Source organism: Microbacterium sp. Root166, assembly GCF_001427145.1.
Lineage (GTDB): Bacteria > Actinomycetota > Actinomycetes > Actinomycetales > Microbacteriaceae > Microbacterium.
On record NZ_LMGL01000001.1, the window covers coordinates 1,431,762 to 1,447,271 of the forward strand.

General features: G+C 71.8%; 10 protein-coding genes. 1 reads left to right on the plus strand and 9 read right to left on the minus strand.

All coding sequences use genetic code 11. The annotated features are described in order from the left end of the window. Positions 1 to 14 precede the first annotated feature (14 nt). Positions 15 to 1,679, plus strand: coding sequence for a PucR family transcriptional regulator (locus tag ASD56_RS06480; RefSeq protein WP_235565541.1), 1,665 nt, complete (start codon positions 15 to 17; stop codon positions 1,677 to 1,679). Between the two features lie 123 nt (positions 1,680 to 1,802). Here the strand turns inward: ASD56_RS06480 and ASD56_RS06485 are convergent, their stop codons facing one another. The 9 genes from ASD56_RS06485 to ASD56_RS06525 form a co-directional block, all read right to left on the minus strand. Then, positions 1,803 to 2,153 (minus strand): cupin domain-containing protein, encoded by a 351-nt coding sequence (locus ASD56_RS06485; protein WP_055962695.1) that lies wholly within the window; start codon positions 2,151 to 2,153, stop codon positions 1,803 to 1,805. After that, positions 2,150 to 3,586, minus strand: coding sequence for an NAD(P)/FAD-dependent oxidoreductase (locus tag ASD56_RS06490; RefSeq protein ID WP_055962698.1), 1,437 nt, complete (start codon positions 3,584 to 3,586; stop codon positions 2,150 to 2,152). The genes ASD56_RS06485 and ASD56_RS06490 overlap by 4 nt, the downstream gene beginning before the upstream one ends. Before the next feature lie 51 nt (positions 3,587 to 3,637). Continuing rightward, the gene (locus tag ASD56_RS06495) at positions 3,638 to 5,293 is read right to left on the minus strand and encodes an amidohydrolase (protein ID WP_055962701.1); all 1,656 of its coding nucleotides are present in this window, start codon (positions 5,291 to 5,293) and stop codon (positions 3,638 to 3,640) included. Between the two features lie 63 nt (positions 5,294 to 5,356). Further along, on the minus strand, positions 5,357 to 6,268 hold the full coding sequence (locus tag ASD56_RS06500; RefSeq protein WP_082541288.1) for an ABC transporter permease: 912 nt from the start codon (positions 6,266 to 6,268) through the stop codon (positions 5,357 to 5,359). Beyond that, positions 6,265 to 7,206, minus strand: a complete 942-nt coding sequence (locus ASD56_RS06505) for an ABC transporter permease (protein ID WP_055962704.1) — start codon at positions 7,204 to 7,206, stop codon at positions 6,265 to 6,267. The genes ASD56_RS06500 and ASD56_RS06505 overlap by 4 nt, the downstream gene beginning before the upstream one ends. Beyond that, positions 7,199 to 8,383 (minus strand): polyamine ABC transporter substrate-binding protein, encoded by a 1,185-nt coding sequence (locus ASD56_RS06510; protein ID WP_055962707.1) that lies wholly within the window; start codon positions 8,381 to 8,383, stop codon positions 7,199 to 7,201. Before ASD56_RS06510 ends, ASD56_RS06505 begins: the two co-directional genes overlap by 8 nt. A gap of 96 nt (positions 8,384 to 8,479) precedes the next feature. Next, positions 8,480 to 9,649 carry an ABC transporter ATP-binding protein gene (locus tag ASD56_RS06515; RefSeq protein WP_055962710.1) on the minus strand — a complete coding sequence of 390 codons (1,170 nt, stop codon included), beginning with the start codon at positions 9,647 to 9,649 and terminating at the stop codon, positions 8,480 to 8,482. 284 nt (positions 9,650 to 9,933) lie between these two features. Then, entirely contained in the window at positions 9,934 to 10,722 is a 789-nt protein-coding gene (locus tag ASD56_RS06520; protein WP_055963770.1) for a DNA-formamidopyrimidine glycosylase family protein, read from the minus strand. Next, entirely contained in the window at positions 10,715 to 15,469 is a 4,755-nt protein-coding gene (locus ASD56_RS06525; RefSeq protein WP_055962712.1) for an ATP-dependent helicase, read from the minus strand. Before ASD56_RS06525 ends, ASD56_RS06520 begins: the two co-directional genes overlap by 8 nt. Positions 15,470 to 15,510: the final 41 nt, after the last annotated feature.

Sequence of the window (15,510 nt, forward strand, 5' to 3'; positions counted from 1 at the left end):
CAGAGGCGGCTACGGTGCCCGACCGTCGCACGGATCGGACCACCCGTACGGATCGTCCGATCGACAGCGCAGCATACGAGACGCTGCCGACCGTGCGCGAGGTGCTCGCCCTCGACGCGGTCGCGCAGAGCGTTCCCGAGGTGCTGGTCGGAGACGACGCCCTCGACGCGCATGTGCGGTGGCTGCACGTCTCCGACAGCGCCGGTGTCGCCCGCCTCCTCGACGGCGGCGAGCTGCTGCTCTCGACGGGTTCGTCGTGGCCCTCCGAGCCGGCTCAGCTGCGGAAGTTCGTGGGCGAGCTCGCCGACGCCGGACTGTCGGGTCTGATCCTCGAGCTCGGAACGCATTGGCGGCACGTGCCGGACGGACTTCTCCACGCCGCGCGCGATCGGGGACTCGCCCTCATCGTGCTGCACCGCGAGGTCAAGTTCGTCACCCTCACCGAGGCCGTGCACGGGCGGATCATCGCCGGTCAGACCGACGCGCTCCGGGCGCGCGACGAGGTGCGCGAGCGCTTCACGGCGCTCGTCCTGCGGGGTTCGCCGGCCGACTTCATCGTGCATCAGCTCGCGCAGACGCTCGGCGCCCCCGTCATCCTCGAGAACCGGGGGCACGAGGTCGTCGCGGCCGAGGTCCCCCTCGCGCTCGAGGAGGAGCTGTTCACCGAGTGGGAGCTCCGCTCGCGCTCCGCCCATCGCCGCGCCGAGCAGCGGCGCGAGTCGGACGCCGCCCCTCGGCCCGAGGACTGGCTCATCGTGCCCGTGGAGGCCCGCGGGATCCGCTGGGGTCACGTGATCGCGCTGCCGGGACCCGACCACCCGGCGGGCCGCACCGCAGTGCTCGAACAGGGCGCGATCGCCCTCGCGGTCGGGCGCCTCGCCGACGGCGACGCCGACGAGTGGGGCCGCATCGGCCGCCGCCGCCTCATCGAGGGTCTGCTCGCGGGACGGTTCGCCGGCATCGGCGGCGCCGGCGCCCGGCTCGAGGCGGCAGGGCTCCCCATCCGCGGCGCCCGGCTGTACGGCATCGTCGTGTCGGGAGCGGTCGTCTCCGCAGAGCGGGCGGATGCCGCGGCCCGCGCCCTGCGCGGGCGCACGCTCGCCGGCGCGGCACCGGAAGGGGTTCCCGCGCCCGCGACGGCCATGCTGCTCTCGCTGCCCGCCGACACGGCGTTCGACGACGCCATGGCCCTCCTCTTCGCCGAGTCGCTCGTGGAGCGGCCCGGCGAGTCCGACCGCCTCACGGTCTCGGTCGGCCGGGCGGCGGATGGACTCGACGCCGCCCTGGCGTCACTGCACGACGCCGTCGACCTCTCGCGCGGCCGTCGCCGGCGCGCGGGCAAGGGGCCCGCGCTCCGCCGGGCGGAGAACCGCCCGCTCGTGCAGCTGGTGACGGCGCTGCGCGACGATCACCGGGTCCTCGAGCACGGCGAGCGCATGCTGGCGCCGCTGATCCTGCACGACCTCACCCGCAGCGGCGACCTGCTCGACGTCCTGGAGGCGATGCTCGCGCATCCGGGAAACCGGACGGCCGCGGCATCCGCTTCACACCTGTCCCGCTCGGTGTTCTACCAGCGCATCGGGCTCATCGAGCAGCTGCTCGGCGTCGACCTCGACGACGGCGAGACGCAGACCGCGCTGCACCTCGCGCTGCTGGTGCGGCGCAGCGCCGGGCGCTGACCCACGCGCGCGGCGCTCATCTGTGTGAATTCGACCTCGACGGCACGCCGGAAGCGCGGTTTCGCACAGACGGATGGCGACGTGACGGATGCCGCAAAGGGAGCGTGCGCGACGCGCGAGGGCTCAGCCGGTGACGTAGACCTTGCGGAGGGTCTCGCGGACCGTCCACACCGTGCGCATCCCCGCCTCGAGCCGCACGATCGACCCCGGGCGCAGCTCGATCGGGGTCAGCGCCGGGTCGTCGAACTCGAGGGTCGCGTCGCCCGCGAGGACGACGAAGACCTCGTCGGCCTCCACGTCGGTGGAGACCCCCGTCGTGTGCTCCCACACCCCGATGGTGCGGCCGGCCGCCTCGTCCAGCTCGACGTAGCGCGTCGCGGGAGCGCCGGAGCGGACCTGATCCGCCGGCACCGCCTCGAACGCGACAGACAGGGCCGCGGCATCCGTCACGGCACCCGGCGCCAGCCGCGTCATGAGTCGAACCCGAGCCCGAGGGCGTCCAGAGTCTTCAGCAGCACGTTGCGGCGTCCGCCCTCGTGATCGGCCCTGTCGAGCGACCAGCGCGTCGCGTTGATCCCGATGGCGGCGGCCGGCTCGGGCGGGAACGGCAGCGGGCGGCTGCGCACCATCTCGAGTTCAGTGCGTTCAGTGCGCTCGCCGGAGAGCAAGTCGAGCATGGTGTCGGCGGCGAACCGCGTCGCGGCGACCCCGAGGCCGGTGAAGCCGGCGGCGTAGGCCACCCGTCCCTTGCGCGCCGTGCCGAAGTACGCGCAGAAGCGCGTGGACGTGTCGATGGCGCCGGCCCACTTGTGGCTGAATCGCACGCCCTCCAGCGCGGGGAAGGTCGTGAGGAGGTGGCTCGCGAGCCGCTCGAACGTCTCGTCGCGCCGCTCGTACTGCGCGCGCACGCGCCGGCCGTAGTGGTAGACCGCGTCGTAGCCGCCGAAGAGGATGCGGTTGTCGCTGCTCAGCCGGTAGTAGTGGAACTGGTTCGCGAGGTCACTGATGCCCTGCCGGTCGCGCCAGCCGATCGCGGCGAGCTGCTCATCGGTGAGCGGCTCGGTCATGAGCACGTAGTCGTAGACCGGCACGGTCATGAGCCGGTTGCGCTTGAGCAGCGACGGGAAGACGTTGGTCGCGAGCACGACCTGCCGGGTCGCGACGCGGCCGTGGGTCGTGACGACCTGCACGCCGGTGCCGTCGTCGTCGATGGCGTGCACGGGCGAGTTCTCGAAGATCTGCACGCCCGCCTCCTCGACCGCGCGGGCGAGGCCCGCGGCGAGCTTGCCGGGGTGCACCAGGGCGGTGGAGCGCTGCTCCCACACCGCGCCCAGATACGTCGGGGAGGAGACGGATGCCCGCACCTCGGCCTCGCTCAGGCGCCGGACGTGCTCGTCGCCGCGGGCCGCGGCATCCTGAGCCCATTCGTCGAGCCACGCGACCTGGTGCGGCTCGGTCGCGACCCCGAGTGCGCCGACGCGCTCCCACTCGGCGTCGATGCCGTGGCGGGCGATGTCCTCGCCCATGCCGTCGAGGTTCTCGAGCCCGAGCGCATCGAGCAGGTCGATCTCGTCGGGCCAGCGGCTGAGGCCGTTGTCGCGGCCGTGGGTGAGGCTCGCGTCGCAGAAGCCGCCGTTGCGGCCCGAGGCGGCCCAGCCGGCCGTGCGCGCCTCGAGCACGATCACGCGCAGGCCGGGGTCGCGGTGCTTGGCGCGCAGCGCGGTCCACAGCCCCGCGTAGCCGGCGCCGACGATCACGAGGTCCGCGCGGCTCTGGCCGGTCAAGCGGTCGCGAGCCTCCCGGGCCGGCAGATCGTCGAGCCAGAACACGCTCTGGCGCGCGCCTTCCAGGCTGTGCGCGATGGCAGCGGCTGACGGCGGGTGCCGTTCGAAGACGGTCGTGCCCACGGTTATCACTCACCTGTTCGATGGATTGGTTGGAGCGGGGGGATGCCGCGGCTACGCGTCGTCGGCGGCGAACACCCGCCGGCCCTCGACGAAGGTCTGCAGCACGCGGGTCTCGCCGATGGCGTCGGGCGGGCCGTCGAACGGGTCCCGGTCGAGCAGCGCGAGGTCGGCGAACTTGCCCGCCTCGATCGTGCCGGTGGTCTCGTCGAGGTGGTTCACCCAGGCCGAGCCCGCCGTGTACGCGGTCAGCGAGGTAGCGAGGTCGATGGCCTGCTCAGGGAGGAACGGGTCGTACTCGCCCTCCTCGTACCCCGGCGCCGCCTTGCGGTTGACGGCCGTGTGGATCGCCGCGAGCGGATCGGGCGTCGACACCGACCAGTCGCTGCCGGCCGCCAGCACCGCGCCCGCGCGCAGAAGGTCGCCGAAGGGGTACTGCCAGGCGTCGCGCGGCGATCCGAGGAAGGGCAGGGTGAGGTCCACCATCTGCGGCTCGTACGTCGCCCACAGCGACTGCATGTTGGCGGCCACGCCGAGCTCGCGGAACCGGGCGATGTCTTCCGGATGCACGACCTGGATGTGCGCGATGTGGTGCCGGTTGTCGCCGCGGCCGTTGCGCGCGAGCGCCTGTTCGACGGCATCGAGGCATTCGCGCACCGCTCGGTCGCCGATGGCGTGGAAGTGCACCTGGAAGCCCTCGGCGTCGAGGATGGGCACCGCCTCGTTCAGGATCTCCGGCCGGACGAACGAGATGCCCGAGTTGTCGGTGAAGTGACCGTGGCCGTCGCAGTACGGCTCGAGCATCGATGCGGTGAAGTTCTCGGCGACGCCGTCCTGCATGACCTTGACGGATGTCGCGGCGAACCGTCCGCCGCGGTACCGCTCGCGCCTCTCGAGGATCGAGGGGATCTGCTCGAGCCCCTGCGTGCGGTCCCACCAGATGGCGCCGACCACCCGGGCGGTCAGGGTGCCGTCAGCCGCGGCGCGGAGGTAGGCGGGGCCCGGGTCTCCGGCATCCCCGTACGACCCGACGATGGCGTCCTGCCAGGCCGTGATGCCGTACGAGTGCAGGTAGCGCTGACCGACGAGGAGCGCCTCGGCGAGCCGCTCCAGGGGCTCCTCGGGCAGGAGGCGGTTCACGAGGGCCATCGCGCCCTCGTGCAGCGTGCCCGAGGGAGCGCCGTCGGCGTCGCGCTCGATGCGCCCGTCGGCGGGATCGGGTGTGGCCTTGTCGATACCGGCGAGGCGCAGCGCCGCGGAGTTCACCCACGCGCCGTGGCCGTCGCGGTTGGGGAAGAACGCGGGGCGGTCCGGCACGACCCGGTCGAGCTCGGCGGCGGTCGGCGTGCCTCCGGGAAAGGCCGACATCTGCCATCCGCCGCCGAGGATCCACTCGTCGTCCGGACGGGCCCCCGCATACGCTCCGATCGCCTCGAGGTACTCGGCGGCCGTGCCGTACTCGGCCAGGTCGCAGCGGAGCATGTCGAGCCCGCCCCACACCGGGTGGACGTGGGCGTCCTGGAACCCGGGCACGAGCATCCGCCCGCGCAGGTCGATCAGCTCGGTCTTGGGGCCGATCAGCTCGTGCACGGAGTCCCCGCCGACGGCGACGATCCGGCCGTCCCTCACCGCGAGGGCGCTCGCACGCGAGCGCACCGTGTTCGCGGTGAAGATCGGCCCGCCGGTGAAGACGAGATCGGCGTGCGGCATGGGACTCCTCCAGTAACGGGCGTTTCGTCTCGGTCGCTGCGCTCGCTCGGCGAGCGCCGGGGGTCAGCTGCCGCCCATGGTGCGCGCGATGTCGGTCGCCGAGTCGCCGGCGCGCTTGAGCACCAGCGCGACGAGCGCGAGGGCCACCAGGGTGAGCAGCAGCATGATCGTCGAGACCGCCGCGATCTCGGGCCGCAGCCCCGAGCGCACCGCGCTCAGCACGTAGACCGGCCACGGCGTCGTGCCCGACACCTGGACGAAGGCCGCGACGATCGTGTTGTCGAGGCTCAGCGTGAACGCCAGCAGGAACCCGGCCAGCACCGCGGGCATCGCGAGGGCGAGTGTGATGCGGCGGAAGGTCGTGACCGGCTTGGCGTACAGATCGGCCGAGGCCTCTTCGAGGTTGGCATCCATGCCGACCAGGCGGGCACGAACGATGTACGACACGACGGCGGTCGCGAACAGCGACGAGCCGATCGAGAGGCGGACGATGCCGTCGTTGAACATGCCGATCCCGGCATCCTGACCGAGGAAGACGAACCACGGCAGCAGCGCCACCGCGTCGACGATCTCGGGGGTCACCGAGACGAGCAGCAGGAGCGCGAGGAACCACCACACCCACTTGCCGGGATGCCGTGCCATCGCGATGCCCGCGAGCGTGCCGAGCGCGGTGGCGATGATCGCCGCGATGAAGGCCGTGACGAGCGACACGCGCACGGCGCTCTGGATCGCGGGCTTGTCGATGATGGTGCGGAACGCGTCGAACCCGAAGCCGTCCCACGACACCAGCAGGCGGCCGGTGTTGAAGGACGAGATCACGATGACGATGATCGGCAGGAACAGGAAGAGCATGACGAGCACGCCCCAGACGCCGAAGGCGACGTCCGGCCACGGCTTCTTCGCCCGGGGCAGCTTGCGCGCCGAGCGGGGCGCCGACTGCGCCCGCAGCCTCGTCTCCGTCTTCGTCTGGGTCACGACAGCACCTCCGAGGTGACGGGGGTCGCGGCATCCGCTTTCTCGTCCGCGGGATCCGGCCCCAGGACGAGGCGGTCGCGGGCGCGCAGCGGCAGCGTCACGAGCCAGATCAGAGCTGCGGCGACGGCGATCGTCAACATGATCACGATCATCAGCAGCACGGCCATCGCCGAGCCCAGGGCCCAGTTCTGCGCGCTCTGGAACTGACTCGCGACGAGTTGGCCGACCATGTTGCCGCGCGCGCCGCCGAGGACGGTCGCGGTGATGTAGTCGCCCATGAGCGGGATGAACACCAGCAGCACGCCCGCGATGATGCCGGGGCGCGCGAGGGGGAGCGTCACGCGGAAGAAGGTCGTCCACTTGCCGGCGCCGAGGTCCTTCGACGCCTCGCGCAGCGCCGGCCCGACGCGGTCGAACGCCACGAACAGCGGCAGGATCATCAGCGGCAGGTAGTTGTAGACCACGCCGATGATGACGGCCGTGCGCGTGTACAGCAGCTCCAGCGGGCCGTCGAGGATGCCGGCGCCCTGCAGCAGGGTCGACAGCCAGCCCTCGGGCGCGAGGATCACCTGCCACCCGATGGTGCGGACGAGGAAGTTCGTCCAGAACGGGACCAGGACGAGGGCGATCAGGATGCCGCGGCGCGAGGGCGCCACCTTGAAGGCCATCCAGTAGGCGACCGGCGCTCCGATGAGGAAGCACAGAACGGTGCCGATGATCCCGACCCACAGCGTGTTCTGGAACGTCGCGAAGAAGGTCGGCGACATCGCCTCGGCGTAGCGGTCGAAGGACAGGATGTCGTTCGCGTGCGTGCCGAAGATGCCCGGCTTGTAGCCGAAGCTGAACCACACCACCATCGCCACCGGTGCGACGAAGAACAGCAGGAGCCACGCCCAGGCCGGAGCGGCGAGGGCGGCTCCGGCCGTGCGGCTACGCACCAGCGGCGGCCTTCATCTCGTTCCAGATCTCCACGCGCGTGGTCTGCGAGTCGTTGAGGACCTGCTCCTCCATCGAATCGAGCTGCTCGGTGGTGAAGAAGATGAGGTCGGTCATCTCGAGGCCGTCCTCGACCGCCTTCTCCTCCATGTCCTTGCCGCCGACGTTGTAGCCGATGTAGTCCAGGTTGAGCGCGAGGCTCTCGGGCGACAGCGAGTAGTTGATGAAGGCGTGCGCGGCCTCCGGGTGCGGAGCGCCGGCGGCGATGGCCCAGTTGTCCATCCACAGCTCGGTGATCGGGCCGGGGAGCACCCACTGCCAGCGGTCGGGCTCGCTCGACTCCAGGAGGCCGAGCCGTGCGTCGCCGTTCCACGCCTGCATGAGCGCCTGAGTGCCCTGCGGGATGGCGCTCGTGCCGGGGTAGGAGTCGAAGGCGGCGATGTGCGGCGCGATCTCGTCGACCAGGAAGGCGCGGCAGGCCTCGAGCTCGTCGGGGTCCTCGGTGTTCCAGTCCATGTCGTTGGCCCAGAAGTAGGCGCCGATGATGCCGGCCGGGTCGTCCGACATCGACGTCTTCCCGCTCGCCTCGTTCTGCGCGGCGTCGAAGAAATCGCCCCACGTGGCGAGCTCGCGCGTGATGACGTTCTTGTCGTAGACGAACCCGGTCGTGCCCCATGCCTTGCAGACCGAGTACTCGTTCTCGGGGTCCCAGGCGCGGCCGAGGTATGCGGGATCCATGTTGGCGAGATTCGGCAGCAGGTCCTTGTTGAACGGCGTGAGCAGGCCGTTCTCGATCATCTGGGGGATGAACACGCCCGTCGGCACGACGATGTCGTAGCCGGAGGTGCCCTTGGCCGCGATGAGCTTGGCGATGAGCTCCTCGTTGGACGAGTACGAATCCAGCGTGACGTCGGGGCCGAGCTCCGACGTGAAGCCCGAGACGACGTCGGGCGAGTCGTAGTCGCCCCACGTGTAGACGGACACGTTGTCTTCGAGGTCGCCGCCGGTCGCCTGAGGCTTGGGAGCCGAGCCGCCCCCGGGTGCGCAGGCGGCCAGGGCCGCGGCGCTGCCGGCGATGGCGGCGATGCTGAGGAAGCGGCGGCGCGACAGCTCGCGCATGATGGTCGGTGCCGAGCCCTCCGGAGCGAGGATCCGGAGCGGGTTGCGGGATTCGGTCATCGGAGTCTCCTGGTTCGGGTCGGGAAGCCGGTGACGTCGATCTTGTTCGTCACCGGGTGTGCCGGTCGGGTCCGGCAGAGGCAGCGTGGTGGTGTTTCAGACTGTCGGCGGAGCGACGTAGCCGCCCTCCTGCGCGGACAGGTCGGCGGGGAACAGCAGGACGTGGTGGGCCGCCCACGTGCACACGACGGGGTCGCCGATCACGAGCGCGGGTGCGTCGGGGGTCGGACGTCGCACGATGAGGCTCTGATCCTCGCCCAGCTGCACGAGGTACTGCATCGTGTCGCCCAGGTGCGAGACGCCGATCAGGATCCCTCGGGTGCTGTTGCGGTCGGGCACGGGCGTGCCGTCGTCGGCGGCGATGCGGATGAACTCCGGCCGGACCGCCGCTTCGCCCTGCGTCGCGCCGGGCAGCATCGCGTCGACGGCGCTCACCACTGCGTGGGGAGACGTGACGGTCGTGCCCGACTCGGTCACCTCGCCGCGGAAGAAGTTCTGCTGGCCGACGAAGGCCGCCACGTACGCCGAGGCGGGCCGGGCGTAGACGGTGTCGGCGTCGGCGAGCTGCTCGATGCGGCCCGCCCGCATGATCGCGATGCGGTCGCTCATCGACAGTGCTTCGCCCTGGTCGTGGGTCACGAACACGAACGTGATGCCGACCCGCGACTGCAGCAGCTTGAGCTCGAGCTGCATCTCTTCGCGCAGCTGCCGGTCCAGGGCGCCGAGCGGTTCGTCGAGCAGAAGGACCGAGGGCCGGTTGACGAGCGCGCGGGCCAGCGCGATGCGCTGCTGCTGGCCGCCGGAGAGCTGCGTGGGCTTGCGATCGCCGAAGCGCCTCATCTGCACGAGGTCCAGCGCCTGCGAGACCTTCTCGCGGATCTCGGACTTCGGGGTGCGGCGCTGCTGGAGGCCGTAGGCCACGTTCTCGGCCACCGACAGGTGCGGGAACAGGGCGTACGCCTGGAAGACGGTGTTCACGTCGCGTCGGTAGGGAGGGATGCCGCGGACCGACCGGCCCGAGACGCTGATGTCTCCGGCATCCGGCTGTTCGAACCCGGCGATCATGCGCAGCGTGGTCGTCTTGCCGCAGCCCGAGGGTCCGAGCAGCGAGATGAACTCGCCGGGCTGGATCGTCAGCGAGAGGTCGTCGACGGCGACCTGGTCGCCGTAGCGCTTCGTGATGGCGTCGAGCACCACCTCGCCGCGACGCTCCGCAGGTGCGGGGGTGTTCGCGGGAGCCGTCTCCGCGTCAGTCGCCGTGGTCACTCGGTCGGGTCCTCCTGGTCACGAGCCGCGCGACGCTGCGCGGCTGATCGATGTGAGGGGTATTCAATATCGGGCGGTTCTGCCCCCGCAACGTGCCGCTCGGCGAACCGGACGATCCGGGGTGCGGACGGCACCGGCCCGACAGATCGTCCGGGGTTGTGTAACGGTCAGGAAACCGCGCGGTTTCGGGCGGCTCACGGTGGCGGCGGACCGGGTCGCGGGCGATTCGCCGACAGATCGTCCGTCGGCGCTGATCCGGGCGCGTCGTCAGAGGGTCCTCGCGCTCAGGTCTGACACACCGGGCACCAGAAGACGATGCGCTCTCGAGTCGGATCGGCACCCAGCGAGCCGCCTCGGATGAGGGTGCCGCAGCGGCGGCACGGCCGACCCTCCCGGCCGTACACCCAGGTCGAGCGCCCCGGGCGGTCCTCCCCGGTGAAGGTGCGCCGGGACCGGTTGCGGTTGGCGCGGATCATGCGCGCGCCCAGGTCGACGACGGCCGCGGCATCCGTCTCATCCGCCGGTGTGGTGGGAAGGATGCCGCGCACGAACAGGATCTCGTTCGCGTACTCGTTGCCGAAGCCGGCGATGTTGCGCTGGTCCTGGATCGCCACGTGCACCGCGCGGGTGTCGGCGCTCAGCCGCCGGACGGCCTCGGCCGGATCCCAGGTGTCGGCGAGCGGATCAGGACCCAGATGGCCGACGAGCTGGTCCTCGTGCGTGGTCGGCACGACCGAGATGTCGGCGAGGTCGAATCCGACCGTCTCCCATTCGGTGCCGTCGGGTGCCCGCGCCCCGATCACGGCACGCGCCTTGAACGCCGCATTGCGCCATCGCTCGCCGCGGCGGTAGACGTGCCACTCGCCCTCCATCTTGAGGTGCGTGTGGAGCGTGTAGTCCCCGATCCGGTGCAGCAGGTGCTTGCCGCGAGGCACGACGTCGTGCACCGTGCTGCCGGTCAGATCGACCGTGGCCGCCTGGGGTACGCGCAGCTCGAACCGGGTCACCTCGGCTCCCGCCAGTGCGTCGTTCAGACGGCGCGCGGTCCGGAAGACGGTGTCGCCCTCAGGCATGAGCGGGCCCGGCCGCGCGCGCGGCACGCTCGGCGTCGCCCGCGGTGAGCCGGCGCATGGTCAGGCCACGCGGCGACTCGACGAAACCGGCCTCCCGCAGGGCGCGCCCCCAGCCCGTGCCGTGCACGAACGCGCCGTTGACCTGCTCGATCGTGAGCGTGTCGAGCCGGCGGGCTCGGGCTGTCGCGGCGAGAGCCCGGGTCGCGGCGGCGATGGCCTCCTCGTCGCCGGTGAAGGCCAGCGCGGACTTGCCGCCGCGTTCGAGGTAGAGCACCAGCATCCCGTCGACGAGCACGACGAGCGCTCCGGCCTTGCGCCCGGGGCGGTGGCCGACGCCCTCGAGCGCCGGCCAGGCCAGCGCCGCGCCGTACGGGTTGGCGGGGTCGGTGGCGGCGAGCGTCACGGCTCGCAGGGGCGGCGGGTCGGGCAGGGCGGCGAACTCGCGGAGTCGGTCGACGGTGGCGGATGCCGCGAACTGCGCCGCCCCGAGCTTCTCGACCACATACCCGCGTCGGCAGTGCCCCGCCTCTTCGAACCCCGCGAGCACGCGGTACGCCTGGGCGAAGCCGCCGGGCAGACCCTCGGCCTGCACGGCGCCGCGGGTGACGACGCCGTAGCGATCGAGCAGCAGGCTGGCCGCTGCGGTGGCGCGCAGCGCCGGATCGGCCTCGGGCTCCGGCAGCAGCGACCAGCGACCGCCGAGTGCCGGCGGTCGGGGCGGCACCGATGACGCGACGGTCCGCACCGCTGCACCGCGGTAGAGCCGCGTCCGCGGTGTCTTCCGGGCGACGCGGTGCGCCTGCGACCCGCCGCCGACGAGTGTGCGGACCGGCGCGAACGTGTCGTTGGTGACGCGGCCGGTCCACGTCAGGCGCCACAGGGCCTCGACGACCGACTGCTCGTTCTCGGCGCCGACGAGCTGCCGCAGCTGCGTCGCGAAGAACCCGCCGCCGGCTGCCAGCGCCGAGAGCAGCTGGTCGTCGAGCGAGCCGGGTGCGATCTCGTCGGCGACGGTCGTGAGGGTGAGCGGCACGGCATCGGCCGGATGCAGGGCGATCCATCCGTCGCGACCGGCGAGGCTGCCGTGCCCGGACCAGACCACTTCGCCGCTGGAGGTCAGCTCGTCGAGCATTCCCGGTGCGTAGTCCGACACCCGGGCCGGCAGGACGAGGGACTCCCACGCGCTGGCGGGGATCGGCACGCCGGCGAGCTGTTCGATGACGGCCGCCACGCCGTCGACGCCTTCGAGCGGGCGCGTCACGTGCTGCCACACCGGAAGGAAGCGCGCATAGGCGTCCTGCGGCACCGGCTCGACACTGCCGCGGATGGCCGCGAGCGAGCGCATGCGCAGCCGGCGGAGTACCTCCGAGTCGCACCACTCCGACTCGTCGCTCGTCGAGGTCGAGGCCGGCAGGAAGTACCCGCTCGCGAGGCGGCCCTGCGACTCGAGGCGCTGCAGGGTGTGCCGGGCGACGGCGATGCCCACGCCCAGGCGCTGGGCCACGGCATCCGCGGTGAACGGACCGTGCGTGCGTGCGTAGCGGGCGACGAGATCGCCCAGCGGGTCGGCCAGCGGCTCGAGGAACGCATTCGGGATGCCGACCGGCAGCGCCACCCCGATCGCGTCGCGCAGGCGCCCCGCGTCCTCGATCGCGGCGAAGCGCGCGGCCCCGGCGATCGTGATCGGGATCACGCGGCGGGCCGTCACCAGGGCGTCCAGCAGAGCGGATGCCTCGGCCTCGGTCGCCGCGGGCGTTTCGGGATCGGCGGGTTGCAGTCGGACCGCGACCTCGGCGGGGTCGAGCGGACCCAGGATGCGGAGCAGATCGGCGACGCCCTCGATGCCGCGCGCGCGCCGATCGGGATCGAGCCGTTGCGCCTCCCGCTCGAACTGGGCGATCACGTCGGGATCGAGCAGCTCGCGCATCTCGATCTTGCCGAGGAGCTCGCTCAGCAGCGCCGGATCGACCGACAGCGCCGCCGCCCGGCGTTCTGCGAGAGGCGAGTCGCCCTCGTACATGAACGCACCGACATATCCGAAGAGCAGGTCGCGCGCGAAGGGCGACGGCTGCGACGGCTCGGTCTCGACGAGGCGGATGCTGCGATCGGCGATGCTGCGGGCGAGGCGCAGGAGCGCCGGCACGTCGTAGACGTCCTGCAGGACCTCGCGCAGCGTCTCGAGGATGATCGGGAACGTCGGATACCGCCGGGCGACCTCGAGCAGCTGCGCGGAGCGCTGGCGCTGCTGCCACAGCGGACTGCGGCGGCCGGGGTTGCGCCGGGGCATGAGCAGCGCGCGGGCCGCGCACTCGCGGAATCGCGAGGCGAACAGCGCCGAGCCGCCCACCTCGTCGGTCACGATCTGCTCGAGCTCGTCCGCCTCGAAGACGAACAGCTCTGCGCCCGGAGGCTCGGCCGCGGCATCCGGAACGCGCGCGATGATGCCGTCGTCGCTGGCGACCGCCGACCCCTCGACCCCGAGGCGCTCGCGGATGCGGGCGTTCACGGCCAGCGCCCACGGAGCGTGCACCTGCATGCCGTACGGGGAATGAAGGATGATGCGCCAGTCGCCGACCTCGTCCCGGCCTCGCTCGACGGTCAGCTGCCGGTCGGTGGGAAGCGTGCCCGTCGACTCGCGCTGCTCGGCAAGGTACGCGAGCAGATTGCTCTGGGCCCGGTCGTCGAGCCCCGCGTCGCGCAGCCGCTGCTCGGCCTTCTCGGGCTTCGCCGTCGACACCTCGCGCGAGAACTTCCCGAGGGCCTCGCCGAGCTCTGCCGGACGCCCGATGCCGTCGCCGTGCCAGAACGGCACCTTGCCGGGCTGTCCGAAGGCGGGCACGACGTTGACCCGGTCGTGGGTGATCTCGACGATCCGCCAGCTGGTCGTGCCGAGGGTGAAGACGTCGTTCACGCGGGACTCGTAGACCATCTCCTCATCGAGCTCGCCCACGCGGGCGTTCTGCGACTCACCGGCGATGAAGACGCCGAACAGTCCTCGATCGGGGATCGTCCCGCCGCTCGTCACGGCGATGCGCTGCGACCCGGGACGCCCGGTGAGGGTGCCGTGATCGCGGTCCCACACCAGTCGCGGCCGGAGCTCGGCGAACTCGTCCGACGGGAAACGCCCCGCGAGCAGGTCGAGCGTCGCCTCGTACGCGGAGCGCGGCAGCGAGCGGAACGGCGCGCTTCGCTTGAGCGTCTCGTACCAGCCCTCGACGTCGACCGGGCCGAGCGCAGACGCGGCCACGGTCTGCTGCGCGAGGATGTCGAGCGGGTTCTGCGGGATCGAGATCGCCTCGATCTGCCCGGCGAGCATGCGCTCGGTGACGATCGCGGTGTGGAGCACGTCGCCTCGGTGCTTCGGGAAGAGCGCCGCGCGGCTGACCTCGCCGACCTGGTGACCGGCGCGGCCGATGCGCTGCAGACCGGATGCCGCGCTCGGCGGCGCCTCGACCTGGATGACCAGGTCGACCGCGCCCATGTCGATGCCCAGCTCGAGGCTGCTCGTCGCGACGACGCAGCGGAGTACCCCGGACTTCAGCTCTTCCTCGACCTGGGCGCGCTGCTCCTTCGACACCGAGCCGTGGTGGGCCTTGGCGAGCACCGGGTCGGCGCCCGCGGTCGCTCCCGCCTGCGCCATCATGGCGGCGGGCACACTGGCGTCGGGCAGATCGAGCCCCAGGCGCTCGGAGTAGATCTCGTTGAGGCGCCCTGTCAGCCGCTCGGCGAGGCGGCGAGAGTTGCAGAAGACGATGGTCGACCGCTGCTGCAGGATCCGGTCGACGATCGCCTCTTCGACGTGCGGCCAGACCGATCCGGTCATCTCTGTCTCGCCGGCCCCGGTCGCCCGCGCCTTGCCGCCGCTCGACCCGTCGGCGAACCAGTCCTCGTCGATGGGATCGGCGTCGTCCTCGTCAGGAGACGGGACCGCGCCGGGCGGGGGTGCCGAGCCGGGAGGCGGCGGGGGGTTGAGCATGTCGTCGATGGGGACGACGACCTTCATGTCGAAGGCCTTGGACGCGCGCGGGGCGACGATCTCGACCGGAGCCGAGCCGCCGAGGAAGCGGGCGACCTCGTCGATCGGGCGCACGGTGGCCGACAGGCCGATGCGCTGCGCCGGCTTGTCGAGCGTCGCGTCGAGCCGCTCGAGGCTCACCGCCAGGTGCGCGCCGCGCTTGGTGGCCGCGACCGCGTGCACCTCGTCGACGATCACCGTGTGGACGTTCTTGAGCGTCTCGCCCGCCGCGCTCGTGAGCATGAGGTAGAGCGACTCGGGGGTCGTGATGAGGATGTCGGGCGGAGCTGTGACGAGCTTGCGCCGGTCGCTCGACGTGGTGTCGCCCGAACGGACTCCGACGGTCACATCGGGGACGGCGATGCCCAGGCGCCGCGCCGACTGCCCGATGCCCACGAGCGGCGAGCGGAGGTTGCGCTCGACATCGACACCGAGCGCCTTGAGGGGAGAGATGTAGAGGACGCGGGTGGGAGATGCCGCGGGGACCGCCTGCTTCTTGCGCCCGCGCGCGGGCTCGGCGGCCGCGGTGGCATCCTTCTCGCGGAACACCCGGTCGATCGCCCAGAGGAACGCCGCGAGGGTCTTGCCGGAGCCGGTCGGCGCGACGACCAGCGCGTGCCGGCCGTGGGAGATGGCGTCCCAGGCGCCGATCTGGGCGTCGGTGGGGCTCGGGAACGCGCCGCGGAACCAGTCCTGCGTCGCGGGTCCGAACCGCTCGAGCACCTCGACCATCCCTCCATCTTGGTCGCTGGCGCCGACATCCGGGCGGGCTT